Source organism: Pseudomonas sp. KH_024_B2 (genome assembly GCF_057839965.1).
Genome location: NZ_CM174502.1, coordinates 1,835,527 through 1,851,321, shown reverse-complemented (window position 1 = coordinate 1,851,321; position 15,795 = coordinate 1,835,527). Strand labels below are relative to the sequence as shown.

General features: G+C 57.1%; 19 protein-coding genes. 13 read left to right on the top strand and 6 right to left on the bottom strand.

Features of this window, described 5'->3' with window-relative positions; translation table 11 throughout:
- The first annotated feature begins 330 nt into the window (after nucleotides 1-330).
- The 4 genes from AC3I0A_RS08790 (at nucleotide 331) to AC3I0A_RS08775 (ending at nucleotide 3,062) form a co-directional block, all read left to right on the top strand.
- Complete coding sequence (locus AC3I0A_RS08790) at nucleotides 331-801, top strand: hypothetical protein (protein ID WP_489377297.1); 471 nt, start codon at nucleotides 331-333, stop codon at nucleotides 799-801.
- A gap of 402 nt (nucleotides 802-1,203) precedes the next feature.
- Nucleotides 1,204-2,097: a sensor histidine kinase gene (locus AC3I0A_RS08785; RefSeq protein ID WP_489377296.1), complete on the top strand. Its 894-nt coding sequence runs from the start codon at nucleotides 1,204-1,206 to the stop codon at nucleotides 2,095-2,097.
- Nucleotides 2,094-2,753 carry a response regulator gene (locus tag AC3I0A_RS08780; protein ID WP_489377295.1) on the top strand — a complete coding sequence of 220 codons (660 nt, stop codon included), beginning with the start codon at nucleotides 2,094-2,096 and terminating at the stop codon, nucleotides 2,751-2,753. Before AC3I0A_RS08785 ends, AC3I0A_RS08780 begins: the two co-directional genes overlap by 4 nt.
- Before the next feature lie 159 nt (nucleotides 2,754-2,912).
- Nucleotides 2,913-3,062: a hypothetical protein gene (locus AC3I0A_RS08775; RefSeq protein WP_489377294.1), complete on the top strand. Its 150-nt coding sequence runs from the start codon at nucleotides 2,913-2,915 to the stop codon at nucleotides 3,060-3,062.
- 179 nt (nucleotides 3,063-3,241) lie between these two features.
- On the opposite strand, the gene AC3I0A_RS08770 is transcribed toward AC3I0A_RS08775, so the two are convergent.
- Together AC3I0A_RS08770 and moaB are read right to left on the bottom strand one after the other, a co-directional pair.
- Nucleotides 3,242-4,429, bottom strand: coding sequence for a molybdopterin molybdotransferase MoeA (locus AC3I0A_RS08770; RefSeq protein ID WP_489377293.1), 1,188 nt, complete (start codon nucleotides 4,427-4,429; stop codon nucleotides 3,242-3,244).
- A gap of 22 nt (nucleotides 4,430-4,451) precedes the next feature.
- On the bottom strand, nucleotides 4,452-4,991 hold the full coding sequence (gene moaB, locus AC3I0A_RS08765) for a molybdenum cofactor biosynthesis protein B (RefSeq protein ID WP_489377292.1): 540 nt from the start codon (nucleotides 4,989-4,991) through the stop codon (nucleotides 4,452-4,454).
- A 79-nt stretch (nucleotides 4,992-5,070) separates the two neighbouring features.
- On the opposite strand from moaB, the gene mobA reads away from it, so the two are divergent.
- Both mobA and AC3I0A_RS08755 read left to right on the top strand, forming a co-directional pair.
- Nucleotides 5,071-5,673 carry a molybdenum cofactor guanylyltransferase MobA gene (gene mobA, locus AC3I0A_RS08760; RefSeq protein WP_489377291.1) on the top strand — a complete coding sequence of 201 codons (603 nt, stop codon included), beginning with the start codon at nucleotides 5,071-5,073 and terminating at the stop codon, nucleotides 5,671-5,673.
- A 75-nt stretch (nucleotides 5,674-5,748) separates the two neighbouring features.
- Nucleotides 5,749-5,970, top strand: a complete 222-nt coding sequence (locus AC3I0A_RS08755; RefSeq protein WP_489377290.1) for a YgdI/YgdR family lipoprotein — start codon at nucleotides 5,749-5,751, stop codon at nucleotides 5,968-5,970.
- A 93-nt stretch (nucleotides 5,971-6,063) separates the two neighbouring features.
- On the opposite strand, the gene AC3I0A_RS08750 is transcribed toward AC3I0A_RS08755, so the two are convergent.
- The 3 genes from AC3I0A_RS08750 to AC3I0A_RS08740 form a co-directional block, all read right to left on the bottom strand.
- Nucleotides 6,064-6,954: a pseudouridine synthase gene (locus AC3I0A_RS08750; protein ID WP_489377289.1), complete on the bottom strand. Its 891-nt coding sequence runs from the start codon at nucleotides 6,952-6,954 to the stop codon at nucleotides 6,064-6,066.
- Between the two features lie 92 nt (nucleotides 6,955-7,046).
- The gene (locus AC3I0A_RS08745) at nucleotides 7,047-7,355 is read right to left on the bottom strand and encodes a transcriptional regulator (RefSeq protein WP_489378457.1); all 309 of its coding nucleotides are present in this window, start codon (nucleotides 7,353-7,355) and stop codon (nucleotides 7,047-7,049) included.
- A gap of 148 nt (nucleotides 7,356-7,503) precedes the next feature.
- Nucleotides 7,504-7,740, bottom strand: coding sequence for a glutaredoxin family protein (locus tag AC3I0A_RS08740; protein ID WP_489377288.1), 237 nt, complete (start codon nucleotides 7,738-7,740; stop codon nucleotides 7,504-7,506).
- 221 nt (nucleotides 7,741-7,961) lie between these two features.
- On the opposite strand from AC3I0A_RS08740, the gene AC3I0A_RS08735 reads away from it, so the two are divergent.
- On the top strand, nucleotides 7,962-9,920 hold the full coding sequence (locus AC3I0A_RS08735) for a monovalent cation:proton antiporter-2 (CPA2) family protein (protein ID WP_489377287.1): 1,959 nt from the start codon (nucleotides 7,962-7,964) through the stop codon (nucleotides 9,918-9,920).
- 112 nt (nucleotides 9,921-10,032) lie between these two features.
- Here the strand turns inward: AC3I0A_RS08735 and AC3I0A_RS08730 are convergent, their stop codons facing one another.
- Entirely contained in the window at nucleotides 10,033-11,241 is a 1,209-nt protein-coding gene (locus AC3I0A_RS08730; protein ID WP_489377286.1) for an ammonium transporter, read from the bottom strand.
- Nucleotides 11,242-11,574: 333 nt separating this feature from the next.
- Here AC3I0A_RS08730 and AC3I0A_RS08725 point away from each other — a divergent pair, with 333 nt between their 5' ends.
- The 6 genes from AC3I0A_RS08725 (at nucleotide 11,575) to AC3I0A_RS08700 (ending at nucleotide 15,670) form a co-directional block, all read left to right on the top strand.
- A complete protein-coding gene (locus tag AC3I0A_RS08725) occupies nucleotides 11,575-11,889 on the top strand; it encodes an ElaB/YgaM/YqjD family protein (RefSeq protein WP_489377285.1) in 315 nt (104 codons plus the stop codon).
- A 1-nt stretch (nucleotide 11,890) separates the two neighbouring features.
- Complete coding sequence (locus AC3I0A_RS08720; RefSeq protein WP_489377284.1) at nucleotides 11,891-12,280, top strand: phage holin family protein; 390 nt, start codon at nucleotides 11,891-11,893, stop codon at nucleotides 12,278-12,280.
- A complete protein-coding gene (locus tag AC3I0A_RS08715; RefSeq protein WP_489377283.1) occupies nucleotides 12,277-12,618 on the top strand; it encodes a hypothetical protein in 342 nt (113 codons plus the stop codon). Before AC3I0A_RS08720 ends, AC3I0A_RS08715 begins: the two co-directional genes overlap by 4 nt.
- A gap of 175 nt (nucleotides 12,619-12,793) precedes the next feature.
- Nucleotides 12,794-14,125 carry a deoxyguanosinetriphosphate triphosphohydrolase gene (locus tag AC3I0A_RS08710; RefSeq protein WP_489377281.1) on the top strand — a complete coding sequence of 444 codons (1,332 nt, stop codon included), beginning with the start codon at nucleotides 12,794-12,796 and terminating at the stop codon, nucleotides 14,123-14,125.
- A 272-nt stretch (nucleotides 14,126-14,397) separates the two neighbouring features.
- Entirely contained in the window at nucleotides 14,398-14,799 is a 402-nt protein-coding gene (locus tag AC3I0A_RS08705) for a response regulator (RefSeq protein ID WP_489377280.1), read from the top strand.
- Between the two features lie 244 nt (nucleotides 14,800-15,043).
- Nucleotides 15,044-15,670, top strand: coding sequence for a response regulator (locus AC3I0A_RS08700; RefSeq protein WP_489377279.1), 627 nt, complete (start codon nucleotides 15,044-15,046; stop codon nucleotides 15,668-15,670).
- Nucleotides 15,671-15,795 lie beyond the last annotated feature (125 nt).

The window sequence follows — 15,795 nt, the reverse complement described above, 5'->3', positions numbered from 1 at the left end:
AAGAGAGTTATCGGCCGATTGCACCGAATCTTGACCCCCAGACAAAATGCCATGCAGAGGCGTTGATATCACATTAACATCATGCTTTACTGGCTTCGTCATTCATTCAGTTACATTCCCCATCGCACGACCTCAGTTCCTGCGCAAGGTTCCCCTGTCTAGGGGAATCCCCTACTGCCAATCAGGTCCGACCTGATATTCGCAATATCTAATAGCCATTAATGTGACGCCATTCTCACTGCATGAATGGAGTCAGGTATTTGCTCGTAATCGCAGGTCATTCGCCACACGCGACATTCCCCCACCTGACATGACGTTGTGGAGAACAGCATGCTGAACGACGGAAAAGAGTGGTATCAGCGACTTCCCGAGTTTCTCCTCGAAGCCGAGACACTACTGGCCAAGTCAGAGGAATGTCTGAGTCATCTGCAATTGATCAGTAATGACAAGGACGCCATCGACTGCATGCTGAGTACCCTGCTCAAGCTTGCCAACAAGGCCGATGCATTGGCGATCCAGGCGGTTGCCGAATTCTCGCGCAATATTCACGGTGTGCTAAGCCAGGCGCAAAGCCATCTGAATCTGCACGATCAGGCCCTGAATGCCTTGAAAGACTGCTTCACCTTGATGGCCTGGCAACTTGAGCTCATCGATCTCAATACCGGCAAGCTCAGTCTGGATGACGGTGAACAAGTCACTCTGATCAACGCATTGGCCTTCCAGGTGGGTCAGAGCCACTCTTGTGCGCCGCGCCATCCCAAGCCGTTTACGCTGGTTTCTCTCGCAAAGAATCAGGCATGAGCGTGTAACAGCGCCGACTATTCATGGCCTGAAGATCAACTTGAACGTTGCCTGGCATGTCGCAATTGAACACTTCATATCCGTTACCGACAACCGCAACTTACTGGCGGGAGTCATTAGTAAATACCTGTCAAAAATGGAACCTCCGTCCAGAAACACTTAAATTCCTGACGCTTTGGACATATATCCAGAACGCGACCAACGGTATCTTAGGTGGTATTATGCCGACCGTTAATTGACGCCAGATTTCAAGTTAGTACAAATCAGTACAAAGCTCGTTTCAGACGAACAGACTGCACTAATTTGAAGCTCACTATTCAAACAGCACCCTTTTCCAGACAGGGGCCCGTCAGCCGCCAGGACTGGTCTACCCGCAGCGAACATTTATTGGCTCCATCTGCTATGTACGCTAGCCTCAAGTCAATCATCGCCTGGCCACTCTCCTGGAAAAACGCGCGCCTGCTCAGCTTGTTGCTGTGTCTCTTTTCGGCCATCGGCAGTTTGCTGATCTACTGCCAATCCAGCCCATTACCCTTGAGTCTGCTGGCGCTGAACCTGGCCGCATTGACCAGCGTCTGGGTTCAACATCGTCACTCGCTGAAATCGATCAGGTTCGAACCTCAGGAACTGGCCGACCGTCTGTTGCAAGTTCAGGAAAACGAACGTCATCGACTCAGTCGAGAACTGCATGACGACATCGGCCAACTACTGACCGCGGCAAAACTCCAAAGCGAATGGCTAAAACGACGCCTGCCCGAAAACGTGCAAAACCAATGCGCCGTACTCTGCGACACGCTGGAAGAAACCCTGACAAAAGTCCGCGACGTATCGGCCATTCTCAACCCTAGACAGTTGGCCAGTCTTGGGCTGGAGGCCAGCTTGCGCGCGCATTTGCTCAAGACCCTGGCCAATACCCCGGTGCACTGGAGTCTGGAATGCCGGCAGCGTTTGACCGGCATCCCGGAAGAGATGACGGTTGCGGCCTTTCGGATCACTCAGGAAGCCATCACCAATATGCTGCGCCATGCCCAGGCAACGAATCTGCTGATCCGCCTGCAACGTCTGCCCCAAGGCCTGGCACTGTTCATTAGCGACGACGGGCAGGGCTTTTCTCCTGCACGCAATCCTGGCCAGGAAGGCCAGCGTGGGATGGCCGGAATGGCCGAAAGGATCGATCTGTTGGGCGGCACGCTGACCGTCACCAGCGAACCCGGCAAAGGCACTCAGATTGAAGCATTGTTTCCCTGGGCGCCCCGCGCCCTCGAACGGGCCAGTACCGATAAGGTTTTACATTGACCTGTAATTTACTTCTGGTGGATGACCACTCGCTCATCAGGGCCGGCGTACGCGCACTGGTCCTGGACATTCCCGGCTACGACGTGATCGGTGAAGCCAACGATGGCGCACAGCTGCTGGAGATGGTCGAAAAACTGTGTCCGGACATCATCCTTCTGGATATTTCCATGAAGGACATCGGCGGTCTCGAGGCATTGCGCAGGCTCAAAGCGGTCCGCCCGCAGAGCAAGGTGCTGATTCTGTCCATGCACACCGACCCCTCGTTGATCATGCAGACACTGGAGTCAGGCGCTCACGGCTACCTGCTCAAGGACACCACAGCCAACGAACTCGAACATGCCCTTGAAGCCTTGCGCAATAACGAGCGCTACCTGAGCCCGGCCATCGCCCATACGGTGATCACCCAAGCGCTGACCCACGCCAGGAAAAACCAGCCCGAACCCGCGCAAACCCACAACCTGACGGCACGCCAGCTTGAAATCCTGCGGCTGATCGTCCGCGGGAAATCCACCCGGGAAATCGCCAACGGCCTGGGCTTGAGCATCAAGACGGTCGAAACCCATCGCTCGCAGATCATGAAGCGCTTGCAGATCTACGACGTCGCGGGCCTGGTGCTGTTTGCCGTACGGGAACAGATCATCAGTCTCGATGATTAGCCGACTCTCGATCCCCAAGCAGTGGTGACCGCTCCTGCGGTAACTTTTCTGACAGCACACTGCGAATCGGCCTAATTGACCTGAGAGAGGTAATCGAAGAACGTTCGTAAAACCATTATTTTCGGGCGAACGATGCCTCACACAAGGAAGGACATTGACATGAACAATGAGAAGTTCTTTTCCGGCAACGCTAAATCCGTCAAGAGCAAGCTCGCCTGGTCAGGCGTAGCAGCAATGCTGGTGCTTGCTCTCCTGGCCTGGATTTCCAACAGCCGTTTCGGTCAGCTTCTGCAAGCGCTGATCCATTAGCCCGCTGCGCCCTTGTAGGAGCAGCCGGTCGACGCTCGATTGCTCCGGGCGGCGTTCCGACGATGGACTCAAGGGCGGCGCGTTCATTCAGAAAACACGCGTTATCGTTAACGTTCATCGCGAGCAAGCTCGCTCCTACTGGCATTACGCCAAGCCTCCTCACATGCCCCCAACAAGGCTCACCCCAGCACTTCACTCAACGGAATGAAGTTCACCCAATCGCCCTCGACCAGCGTGCACTCCTCCAGCACTTCGACCAGGCCCTCGGCCCAGGCCGCACTGCGCAATACCCCGGAGCTCTGATTCCTATAGATGATTGCTCGCCCTTGCTCCAGGCGCCCCCGCAGGTACTCTCGGCGGTTCCCCGGCTTGGGCCAGACAAACCCGGCGGGGACCTGAAACTGCAGCGGCCGCACCGCCTCCACGCCCTGACGGCGCAGCAGATAAGGTCGGGCCAACAAGGCAAAGGTCACCAGGGTCGATGCAGGATTGCCCGGCAAACCAATCACCGGCACGCCCCGGAAATGTCCGCAAGTCAAGGGTTTCCCGGGTTTGATAGCCAGTTTCCAGAGCGCCAGCTCACCTTCTTCACGCAGGGCGATGCCGAGGAAATCCGCTTCTCCCACCGATACGCCGCCCGTGGAAAGGATCAGGTCAACATCCGCCAACCCGGCGAGCCGGTTACGGGTGGTCGGCAGATCATCAGGCAAGATCCCGGCATCGATCACCTCACAGCCCAGACGCTGCAACCAGCTGCACAGCAGCACGCGATTGCTGTTGTAGATCTGCCCCGGACCCAGCGGTTGCCCTGGCTCGATCAGTTCGTCACCGGTGGACAGCACGGCCACCCGCACCCGGCGAATCACCTTCAGCTGCGCGCAGCCCAGGGAAGCAGCCAAACCTTGTTCGATAGGCCCCAGGCGAGTGCCCGCCGACAACACCACTTCACCGACGGTGGTTTCCTGGCCCTGTGGACGAATATTCTGTCCCGCGTGCAGCGTCTCGGTGAAGCGCACACGGCCATCAGCCAGCACTTCAGCATTTTCCTGCATCTCGACGCAGTCAGCGCCTGCGGGCACAGGAGCGCCGGTGAAAATCCTTGCACAGGTGCCAGGCGCCAAAGGCTCTGGAGCTTGCCCGGCGAATATCCGCTGGCTGACCGCCAGCGCTTCGCCGTTCCAGTCGGCAAGACGCAAGGCATAGCCATCCATCGCGCTATTAGGCCAGGGCGGAAGATCCAGGGTCGAAATCAAATCGTCAGCCAACACCCGGCCTTGAACCTGCGCCAACGGCAGTTGCTCGCACTCGCGAATCGGCGAGGCTTGCGCCATCGCCAGCAAGCGGGCCAACGCTACCTCGACCGGCATCAAGGCTCCGGTCTTGCCCGGCTTACCCACGGGATTCACAGGGTGCGGCCTGTTTCAGATGCGCGACGAAGTTGCACGGCCGATGCCGCGAGTCCAGTTGCTCGGCGAGGATCCCGTCCCAGCCGGTGCGAACTGCGTTGGTCGAACCCGGCAAGCAGCACACCAGCGTGCCATTGGCCAATCCGGCCAAGGCCCGGGACTGCACGGTCGAGGTGCCGATGTCGGCGACCGAAATCTGCCGGAACAACTCACCGAAACCATCGACCTGTTTATCGAGCAGGCAACCGACAGCTTCCGGAGTGCTGTCGCGGCCAGTAAAACCGGTGCCGCCGGTGATCAGCACCACCTGTACGACATCTTCGGCTATCCAGGTCGCGACTTGCGCGCGGATTTTGTAGAGGTCATCTTTAAGCAGGACCCGCGCGGCCAGGTTATGGCCGGCGGCGGTCAGACGGTCGACGAAGAGCTGTCCGGAAGTATCGGTTTCCAGGGTGCGGGTGTCGCTGACAGTCAACACCGCGATGTTCAAGGGTGCAAACGGTACATCAGCCTTGGCTTTCATAGGCTCGATCCAGTTGTAGGAGAAACAGCCCGGTGTTATATCACAGCGCCCCATTTCACTGCCCCTGTGGAGATGCGCCATGAACTCGAACACTCACCTGCCGCCATGCTCCATTCTGCTCCTGGCGGGCGGGCGCGGCCAACGCATGGGCGGTCAGGATAAAGGGCTGCTGGAGTGGCAGGGCCTGCCATTGATTGCTCATCTGCACCGCCAGACTCGCGAGTTGAGTGACGATTTGATCATCTCCTGCAACCGCAATCAGGAGAAATACGCGCCTTTCGCCGACCAACTGGTCCACGACGACAACGGCGATTTCCCCGGCCCATTGGCCGGCATTCGCGCAGGGCTCGCAGTGGCTCGACATGCTCACCTGATGGTATTGCCCTGCGACGTACCGCAAATCGATGCCAGTCTGCTCAACGCCATGCGGGAAACCGCCAGTCAGCATCCGGACAAACCGTTGATGTTGCGTCATGGCGAGCATTGGGAACCGCTGCTGTGCATCATCCCGACGGCGCTCGCGGGCGCTTTCGAAAGCGCTTGGGCGCAAGGTGAACGCAGCCCGGGCAGAGTCATGCGCAAGCTGGGCGCCGTTGCCTTGCAATGCCCCGAAAATGATCAGCGCCTGGCTAACCTGAACACTCCCGAACTGCTAAGCCAACACAACATCGTCTCAGAATGACACTAGCCAAGGAACTTGCGCGCGCGGTATACGTCTCAGGACCAGTAATCAAAAGAATCCATTTCGGAGAACACCATGACTCAACGGACCCTCGCCACTTTGATGCTTGCACTGGGCCTCGCCACTCTCGCCGGTTGCGCATCGCCGACTGTGATCACCCTGAATGACGGTCGCGAAATCCAGGCCGTCGACACGCCTAGATACGATACAGACTCAGGCTTCTACGAGTTCGAACAACTGGACGGCAAAGCAACGCGCGTCAACAAAGATCAGGTTCGCACCGTTAAAGATCTGTAAGCCGAACGGCTACAGGCAGATACAGACAAAACCCGCCTCGTGCGGGTTTTGTCATTTTTGCAGGGAGCAAAGCAGCGCCAAAAAGAGCGCGACTCACCACTGCAAGGTAATTTCGCTTTCGAAATGACGCTCCAGCCCCGTCAACGGATCGGTAAAGCGCAAACCTCGAGCCAGCAGCTTGAGCGGGTTGGCATAGTCATCTTCGACACCCTTCAGGACATCGGGATAAAACGGATCATTGCAGATACCCGCCCCCAACGCGCTCATATGCACCCGCAACTGGTGTTTCTTGCCGGTGACGGGAGACAACGCATAACGCCAAAGCTCGCCGTTTTTCTCGCTGACCGCGACAGCGGTTTCGGTGTTACTGAGACCTGGGCCTTCCTGCATGCGAAAGAAGGGTTCGCCATCGATCAGTCGACTTTTGTGGACCAGCGGAAATGACAGTTCGGGCAAAGCACGGGCAATAGCCTCGTAGCGCTTCTCGATTTTGCGGGTGGGAAACAACGACTGATAAGCCGAACGGCTCTCGGGATTGGCCGAAAACAACACAAGCCCCGCCGTATGCCGGTCGATGCGATGCAATGGCACCAGATGCGGATTGTCCAGTCGACGGATCAGGCGTCGCAGCAAGGTCTGTTCGACATACTCTCCCGCCGGGGTGACCGGCAGGAAATGCGGTTTATCCGCCACCACCAGATGCTCATCGGCATAGAGAATCGACTCCAGCACCGGGATCGGCTTTTCGTCAGGCACCTCACGAAAATAATGTATCCGCAGGCCTTCCTTGTAAGGCAAGCCGAGGGTAATCGCCACACCATTGCCATCAAGCACCCGCCCACGAGCGATCCGGTCCAGCCACTGCTCGCGGCCGATGGCGCTGAAGTGTTCACACAGGCAATCGAGCACGGTCGGCCATGAGCCAGGAGGCAGATACAAGGTGCTCGCTTGAGTGTGTGCAGCGCTGAAAGATGACGTCGACATACAGGGGCTCTGGCTATTGGTGCAAGCCGGCATTATCCGACATGGGCGCACGCGAACCTAGGAGAGATTCCATCACCGGGAATTCACTGCCATCAGGCAGGCTGCGCCGCTGCTTCGGTAAACTCTTTGAGCCAGCGCAGGACATCGACCGCCTCCCAGCGACCAGGATCATAAAGCGCATACAACAAACCTTGATAACCCACGACATCCAGTTGCCGGTGGTAGCCGGCGCGCTGAAACAAGGCTTCGATTTCAGCGAAGCAGGTATTGAAATGCAGCTTGTTGAAGGGTGTTTTCCCTTCCGTGACCAGCCCGTCCAGGCGCAATTCGAGCACGGCCTCGCGGACGACGTCAGCGGACATCCGGTTCACGCTGCTCTTCAATTGTTCGACATTGACCATGGTATATCCCTCCATATTCTTGATTCGCCAGGTGAGAGACATGGCAAAACACTCGACACCTGTATGGGCATACAGTAACCGAATATTACGTCTCTCGCCAACGGATTACGGAAGGATCGGCAAGCGCAGAGCTTGCCCTGTCTCAGGGTCAACGTAAAAAAAACACGATCTGCTCGGCATCGAAGGGCCAATCCAGTTCGGCACCGGTATCAATGCGTCGCAGGACCGGGATACGTAGCTCGTAGTCTTCGCAACAGTCTTCGTTTTCGGCAATGTCGACCAGTTCCACCGACAGACCGTGCTCGACCAGCTCCATCAGCTCGGCTTCGGCCAGTTCACAGAGATGGCAACCAAGGGTACCGAACAGCTGGCATTCAGGAGGCATGACAAACAGACCGACGAGGAATTGGTGTTCATTCTAGGCCCGACAACAAAAACCGTCGAGCCAAGGGCAATGCCTGTTCAGACATAGCCAGCCGCCGCCGATAACAAGACATATCGACAAAAGAGTGATGCACATCATTCTCCGTCAGAGCCAATTGCGCGATGCTCGCGGCTTTTTTGCCTCTACGCTCTGTTATCTCAAGCCCCCGACCGGAGACTGTTGTGTTTGCCAACCTGTTGATCATCCTCGCCTCGTCACTGGTGGTGATTGCGCTGTTCCGGCGCCTGCAACTGCCACCGGTGCTGGGTTATCTGTGCGTGGGCCTGCTGGTGGGGCCGACGGCGTTCGACTGGGTGAATGACAGCGAAGAGTTACCGGATCTGGCTGAGTTGGGCGTGGTGTTCCTGCTGTTTTCCCTGGGGCTTGAGTTCTCCCTGTCGAAAATGCTCGCATTGCGTCGCGTGGTGTTCGGTCTGGGCAGCCTGCAGGTACTGGTTTCAGGTGTGCTGCTGGGGGGCGTGTTACTGCTGTCTGGCGTGTCGACTACCTCGGCCTTGCTGCTCGGGGCCGGCCTGGCGCTGTCCTCGACCGCCATCGTCAGCAAAGAGCTGAGCAGCCTGGGCGAGATCTTCAGCAGCCACGGCCAGAATGCGATCGGCGTGCTGTTGTTCCAGGATGTGGTCGCGGTGCTCCTGCTGACTCTGGTTCCGGTGTTTGCCGGCAGCAGCGATCAGGTCTGGTATTGGGCGTTGCCGATCACCCTGGGCAAAACCGTCGTACTCTTTGTCGGCCTGCTGTTGGCCAGCCGCTGGCTGCTGCCACGGCTGTTCCATGAGGTCGCCGCGTCCCACTCCGCCGAGTTGTTCGTGCTGCTGGCATTGGTCATCGTCCTGCTGACCGCCTGGTTGACCCACCTGCTCGGCCTCTCTCCTGCCCTCGGCGCTTTCCTCGCCGGCATGCTGCTGGGGGAAAGCCATTACCGGCATCAGATCGAAGCCGATATCCGGCCCTTCCGCGACATTTTGCTGGGGCTGTTCTTCGTCAGTATCGGCATGTTGATCGACCTGCAGCTATTCGCCAGCCATGCGCTACTTATCTTGGGGCTGACGCTGGCACTGTTGCTGATCAAGGGAACTGTGGTGGCGACGCTGGTCAAGTGGCGTGGCAGCGATGGCGAAACAGCCTGGCGCAGCGGACTGGCACTAGCCCAAGGCGGTGAGTTCTGCTTCGCGCTAATGGCGCAGATGCAACAGAGCAAGCTGATGCCCGCCGACATCAGCGGCCTTTTGCTGGCGGCAACCTTCTGTTCGATGCTGTTGACGCCGCTGCTGCTACGCGCCGCCCCCGGGATCGCCGCGCGCTTGCATCGCAAACCCAATGAGGAGGCGAAACTGGAAGAAATCACCGAGCTGAATGCCGGATTGCAAGGGCATGTGGTGATTTGTGGTTATGGTCGCGTGGGTCAGTCCATCGGTCGCTTCCTGCGGCGCGAGCAACAGCGCTTCATCGCGCTGGATGACGACCCGGTGCGCGTCCAGGAAGCCGCGGCCGGCGAAAGCTGCGTGCATTATGGCGACTCCCGTCGCGGCGAACTGCTCGCCGCCGTCGGGCTCGAACGGGCACGGTTGCTGGTGATTGCCGTGGACAAGACTGACATCGCCTTGATCGTGCTCAAGGAAGCCCGCCGAATCAACGGTGCCGTGCCGATCCTGGTCCGGACCCGGGATGACAGCCAATTGGCCGAGTTGAAAGCCGCGGGTGCCAACGAGGTGGTCCCGGAATTGCTCGAGTCGAGCCTGATGCTCGCCTCTCATGCGCTGATCATGCTCGGATTGCCCAAGCAACAGGTCCAGGCCAATGTCGACGAAGTCCGGCACAATCGTTATCGCCTGCTGCATGGTTTTTATCATGGCGCGCAGAGCAATCTGCTGGACAACCGAGGTCAGCCCAAAGTGCTGATGCACGCGGTCAATCTCGGTGCCGATGCCTACGCCTGCGGTCTGTCGCTGAGCGAACTGGCTCTGGACTCATTGGGCGTGGACGTTCAGGCCGTACAGCGCGATGGCAACGAACTGACGATGGATCGCACCACCCATTTGCAGTCGGGTGACAAGGTACTGATGTCTGGCACCTTGTCAGCTATCGAGGCCTGCGAAGCGCGATTACTGGGCGGGCTGTAGGAGCCGAGCTTGCTCGCGATGAACGATGGCGAGGTTTGCCTGATGCACCGCGCCGCCTGCATCGCGAGCAAGCTCGGCTCCTACAGGTAAAGCGACTTTCAGATGCGCACAATCAATCCTGACTCACCGCGCCAATCTTGTGCACCGACAAATCAGCCCCGTAATACTCCTCTTCCTGGCTCAACCGCAGGCCATGGAAATACTTGATCGTGCCATACACCGCAAAGCCCCCGGCCAAGGCGACGACAACACCCAGAGAGGTTCCGATCAACTGGCTGATCAGACTGACCCCGCCCAAGCCGCCCAAAGTGCTCTGACCGAAAATGCCGCAAGCGATCCCGCCCCAGACACCGCACAACCCATGCAACGGCCAAACGCCGAGCACATCATCGATCTTCCATTTTCCTTGCGCCGCGGTGAAGCACCAGACGAACAACGCCCCCGCGATGCCGCCAGTCACCAGCGCCCCGACCGGGTGCATCAGGTCGGAGCCTGCGCAAATTGCCACCAACCCCGCCAACGGGCCGTTATGCAAGAAGCCGGGGTCATTGCGGCCGACAACCAGCGCCGCCACGGTGCCGCCGACCATCGCCATCAACGAGTTGACCGCGACCAGCCCACTGACCCCTTGCAGGGTTTGCGCGCTCATCACGTTGAAGCCGAACCAGCCGACAATCAGGATCCACGAACCCAACGCCAGAAACGGAATGCTCGACGGTGCAAAGGCCACCAGACGTCCGTCGCGATAACGGCCTTGGCGCGGCCCGAGCAACAGCACCGCCGCAAGCGCCAGCCAACCGCCCATGGCGTGCACCACCACTGATCCTGCGAAGTCATGGAAACCCGCACCGAAGCGCGCCAGCAACCAGGCTTGCAGACCAAAATTGCCGTTCCACACCACGCCTTCGAAGAAAGGGTAAATGAACGCCACGATCAGCGCCGTTGCACACAGTTGCGGGGCGAATTTGGCGCGCTCGGCAATCCCCCCGGAGATAATCGCCGGAATCGCCGCAGCAAAGGTCAGCAGGAAGAAAAACTTCACCAGCCCATAACCATGATCGGCACTGATCACCGCCGCTGGCTGCATAAAACTGACGCCATAGGAAATCCAATAGCCTATAAAGAAATAGGCCAAGGTCGAAATGGCGAAATCGCTGAGGATCTTCGATAACGCATTGACCTGATTTTTTTGCCGGACCGTACCCACTTCAAGAAAGGCGAAACCGGCATGCATGGCCAGGACCATGACCGCGCCCATCAGAATGAACAGCGTGTTGGAGCTATGGACCAGACTGTCCACAGCACTTTGCAAGTTTTCCATGGAGATGGCAGACCTGAATGCAGGAAAAAGCACCAAAGCAGTTCAATGAGTCTTTTTTGCGCACCAAGTTGGCACCCGCCTCAGCATCGGCTTTTATAGGGTGAACCGCTTTGGCGCAGGAATCACGAACAGGCAAATCGCCGCTAGGAGTTTTTCGCGGGTTTTAGTTATTTAGGTTAAGGTTTTCATGGCTCGCGCCGCATTTACGCCCGGCTTCAGCGCAAAATCTCGCCTGCGCACCACAACAAAGCAAAAGTTGTACCAGGCAATTGCACTGAACCTTCCAGCAAGCCTCATACTCGAAACAATCAGAAGCCACCTACGGAGATAACCATGGCCAGCAAAACAGCAAAGACTGCTCAAGAAACCCTGATGGCGGATTTTCAAACACTGGTCAATGACACCGAAAGGTTGCTCGAACACACCGCGACGCTGGCTGGTGACCAGGCCGATGAACTGCGCGCCCAGATCCACGAGAGCCTGTTGCGTGCCCGCGAAACCCTGCAGCTGACCGAAGACTCCCTGCGCGAGCGCAGCAAAGCGGCGGTCACCGCCACTGAAGACTACGTGCAAGCCAACCCATGGCAGGCGGTGGGCATTGCCGCCGGTGTAGGCTTTCTGATCGGCCTGCTGGCGACGCGGCGCTAATATGGCTATCGGCGAATCCGGCTCGTCCGCCACGGGCCCAAGCTCCTCATCGCGGCGCCTGGGCGCCGCTTTCCTGGGTTTGCTGCACAGTCATGTCGAGTTGTTCGGCATCGAGTTGCAAGAGCAGAAATCACGGACTGTAAGCCTGTTGTTGTTCGCAGGTCTGGCGCTGGTGTTTGCCTTGCTGCTGTTGATCGGGCTCTCGGCACTGGTGCTGATTCTGCTCTGGGACACCCATCGCCTGGCCGCGATCATCGGCCTCTGTGTCTTCTATACGCTCGCCGCGCTGTTTTGCGCCCTGCGTTTAAAAGCAGCGATCTTCGATGAGTCATCACCCTTCAATGCCACCCTTGAAGAGTTGGCCAACGATAGAGAGCGCTTGCTGCCATGAACCTGCCTGAAATCCCAAAAAACATCTCGCGGCGTGAAATGCGCAAGACCTTGATCCGGCTGCGCATGGAAATGCATCGCCAGGAAATCCGCCACGAGTCCCAGAACCTGCTGCAACCCTTGCAGCGCGTACGCGGGATGGCACAAGGCTGGCACGACGGCTTGGGAATCAAGCACGCTCCGCTCTGGGGCGTAGCGGCTGTGACCTTGCTGGGGTTCCTGACCGGCAAAGGCGCCAAGGGCGGTGGCGCCAGCAGCCTGGCCCGACTGGTCAAACTGAGCGTCGGCCTGTTGCCGCTGATCAAGCTGGTGATGCAAGGCTCCTCCCGCAAAAACTAGTCTGGCTGCATGCTTGCCAAACTCATGGATCGGACCTCTTATCGAGGGGTTCGGTCTTCCCTGTCCACCTGACGGTTATTGAGGCTGCCGAGCTGTAGTTCCACTTGCAGCGAAGTGCGCGAACCGGGAAGCTAGGGTCTGTAGTCATCCAGTCACCAGACGGAGAGAACCAGCCTTGGATTGGCAAACCCTGCTTAATCGCGAACGACTCGGAAAGCCGTTGCACAGCCCGGAAGAACTCGGCCGCAGTCCTTTCCATAAAGACCACGATCGCATTATTTTTTCCGGTGCCTTCCGCCGTCTGGGCCGCAAGACTCAGGTGCATCCGGTTTCCAGCAACGATCATATCCATACACGCCTGACCCACTCGCTGGAAGTCAGCTGCGTCGGTCGCTCGCTGGGCATGCGCGTAGGAGAAACAATTCGCAGCGCCCTGCCCGACTGGTGCGAACCCAGCGACCTGGGCATGGTGGTGCAGTCTGCCTGTCTGGCTCACGACATCGGCAACCCGCCGTTCGGTCACTCGGGCGAAGATGCGATCCGCCATTGGTTCCAGCAAGCCGCAGGCCGCGGCTGGCTTGATGACATGAGCGAAGCCGAGCGTAATGACTTCCTCAACTTCGAAGGTAATGCCCAAGGCTTTCGGGTGCTCACCCAGCTGGAATACCACCAGTTCGACGGCGGTACACGATTGACCTACGCAACACTCGGCACTTACCTGAAATACCCCTGGACCGCACGCCACGCCGATTCGCTGGGCTACAAGAAGCACAAGTTCGGTTGCTATCAGAGCGAGCTGGCGCTGCTGGAGCAGATTGCTCATAAACTCGGCCTGCCTCAACTCGAGGAGCAACGATGGGCCCGTCATCCTCTGGTCTACCTGATGGAGGCTGCCGATGACATCTGCTACGCCTTGATCGACCTCGAGGATGGACTGGAGATGGAGCTTCTGGAATATGCCGAAGTCGAGTCCCTGCTGCTTGGGCTGGTCGGTGATGATCTACCGGAGACCTATCGCCAACTCGGGCCACAAGACTCTCGGCGGCGCAAGCTGGCGATCCTGCGCGGCAAAGCCATCGAGCACCTGACCAATGCCGCCGCACGAGCATTTGTCGAACAACAGGATGCGCTGTTGGCCGGCACACTCCCTGGTGACCTGGTAGAGCATATGCACGGCCCAGCCAAGCGTTGCGTGTTGAATGCCAAAGACATGGCACGCAAGAAAATCTTCCAGGACAAGCGCAAGACCTTGCATGAAATCGGCGCTTACACCACGTTGGAGATCCTGCTGAATGCCTTCTGCGGTGCCGCTCTGGAACAGCATGGCGGTCGTACGCCATCGTTCAAGAACCGCCGCATCCTCGACCTGCTGGGCAACAATGCCCCGGACCCGAGCTGGCCTTTGCACACTTCCTTTCTACGCATGATCGATTTCATCGCAGGCATGACCGACAGTTACGCCAGCGAAATGGCACGAGAGATGACCGGGCGTTCCAGCCCGCAGTAAAGCTTATCGATCAGCCGTGTCGGAACCTTCCTGCGCGGCTGATCGAAATCTCCCAAAATCCACTTTCGCCTCAGTACCCAGAGAATCTCCCTACACTTTGTACAGAGCAAACTGATCGAACATATCTGTGTACTCGCGGAATAATCGCCTTCCGTCCTCTCGGACATAACGAATCACCAGCATCGTCCTCTGACATTCAGCAAAGCAACCAGGACGTTAGCGTTTCCAGCCACGACCTGGCCTTTAAACTCGACCACTATGAGTTCTTCTGTATGGAAAACGATAGATTCAAACATGATGTGCGCATCCTGCTGGTGGAAGATCATCCTTTTCAACTAATAGCGACCCAGTGCCTGCTTAACAGTTACGGCTTCAACCAATTGACCTCGACCTATAATGCCAAGAGTGCATTGCGACTCATGCAACAGGCAAAAATGCCATTCGAGATTTTACTGTGTGACCAATGTTTACCAGACCTTCAGGGCCTTGAACTGATCGACCTCGCAAACCGTCAGGGTTTTATACAAAGAGCAATCATTTTAAGCAGCCTCACTCTGCATGAGCTGGACAAACTGAAAAACCAGGCGAACGAACGCGGCCTGCCACTACTCGGTTATTTGACCAAGCCGATAGATCACTGGGCACTGAAAACATTACTGGTCTGTGCGCAATAAATAGTGAGCCTCATTCTTATTGAGCGCAAACATCCAGTAAAAAATGCTTCATTTCAATTCACTTAATCTTACATATAATCTCAAACTAAACCTCCCTATCACTCGACCTAGTCCAAGCGTAATCCGTCGCCTTTTTTTATGTAGGACTTATCCTATATTGCACCTGCAGGTCAGTCAGTTCATGCGTGTACCCCCTATCTGAGCTATGGTGCGCGCTTTATTCGCGCTCGTATGGGATTTGATTATGAACTCAGTTTTTATTGTCGACGATCACCCCGTTATCCGCCTTGCAATCCGTATTCTGTTAGAACACGAAGGCTATAAAGTAGTCGGCGAAACAGATAATGGGGTTGACGCCATGCAAATGGTTCGGGAATGTATGCCGGACCTGATCATCCTCGACATCAGCATTCCAAAACTCGACGGACTGGAAGTTCTCTCTCGCTTCAATGCAATGAATACGCCTATGAAGACATTGGTTCTGACCGCACAAGCCCCCTGCCTGTTTGCCATCCGCTGTATGCAATCCGGAGCATCCGGTTATGTCTGCAAGCAGGAGGATCTGAGCGAACTACTAAGTGCCATCAAAGCGGTTCTCTCCGGTTACAACTACTTTCCGAGCCAGGCATTGAACCCTCCCCGAGGGGATGACGAGGCAGCTGTTGAATTGGACCTGTTTAAATCGGTCAACGACCGGGAGCTCATGGTACTTCAACTCTTTGCTCAAGGCCGCACAAACAAGGAGATCGCCAAGGGAATGTTTCTCAGCAACAAGACCGTCAGCACTTACAAAAAAAGACTGATGCAAAAACTCAAAGCCAAATCCTTGGTAGAGCTTATCGAGATGGCAAAACGTAACGCGCTAGTGTGAGAAACAGGATGCCCAGGCGTTTAAAGGACTATTTAATGTTATTGAGCGCAGGTTTATGCCTGAGCACCTCTGTGTCCGCGGCACCCATCGGAATCGAAAACTACACGCTGCTCAGTCGCTCAGGC

Bases quoted from the DNA above. Each gene is read 5' to 3' on its own strand.
- AC3I0A_RS08790 (WP_489377297.1), top strand. From the start codon at position 331: ATGCTGAACGACGGAAAAGAGTGGTATCAGCGACTTCCCGAGTTTCTC.
- AC3I0A_RS08785 (WP_489377296.1), top strand. From the start codon at position 1,204: ATGTACGCTAGCCTCAAGTCAATCATCGCCTGGCCACTCTCCTGGAAA.
- AC3I0A_RS08775 (WP_489377294.1), top strand. From the start codon at position 2,913: ATGAACAATGAGAAGTTCTTTTCCGGCAACGCTAAATCCGTCAAGAGC.
- AC3I0A_RS08770 (WP_489377293.1), bottom strand. From the start codon at position 4,429: ATGCCGGTCGAGGTAGCGTTGGCCCGCTTGCTGGCGATGGCGCAAGCC.
- moaB (WP_489377292.1), bottom strand. From the start codon at position 4,991: ATGAAAGCCAAGGCTGATGTACCGTTTGCACCCTTGAACATCGCGGTG.
- mobA (WP_489377291.1), top strand. From the start codon at position 5,071: ATGAACTCGAACACTCACCTGCCGCCATGCTCCATTCTGCTCCTGGCG.
- AC3I0A_RS08755 (WP_489377290.1), top strand. From the start codon at position 5,749: ATGACTCAACGGACCCTCGCCACTTTGATGCTTGCACTGGGCCTCGCC.
- AC3I0A_RS08750 (WP_489377289.1), bottom strand. From the start codon at position 6,954: ATGTCGACGTCATCTTTCAGCGCTGCACACACTCAAGCGAGCACCTTG.
- AC3I0A_RS08745 (WP_489378457.1), bottom strand. From the start codon at position 7,355: ATGGTCAATGTCGAACAATTGAAGAGCAGCGTGAACCGGATGTCCGCT.
- AC3I0A_RS08740 (WP_489377288.1), bottom strand. From the start codon at position 7,740: ATGCCTCCTGAATGCCAGCTGTTCGGTACCCTTGGTTGCCATCTCTGT.
- AC3I0A_RS08730 (WP_489377286.1), bottom strand. From the start codon at position 11,241: ATGGAAAACTTGCAAAGTGCTGTGGACAGTCTGGTCCATAGCTCCAAC.
- AC3I0A_RS08725 (WP_489377285.1), top strand. From the start codon at position 11,575: ATGGCCAGCAAAACAGCAAAGACTGCTCAAGAAACCCTGATGGCGGAT.
- AC3I0A_RS08720 (WP_489377284.1), top strand. From the start codon at position 11,891: ATGGCTATCGGCGAATCCGGCTCGTCCGCCACGGGCCCAAGCTCCTCA.
- AC3I0A_RS08715 (WP_489377283.1), top strand. From the start codon at position 12,277: ATGAACCTGCCTGAAATCCCAAAAAACATCTCGCGGCGTGAAATGCGC.
- AC3I0A_RS08705 (WP_489377280.1), top strand. From the start codon at position 14,398: ATGGAAAACGATAGATTCAAACATGATGTGCGCATCCTGCTGGTGGAA.
- AC3I0A_RS08700 (WP_489377279.1), top strand. From the start codon at position 15,044: ATGAACTCAGTTTTTATTGTCGACGATCACCCCGTTATCCGCCTTGCA.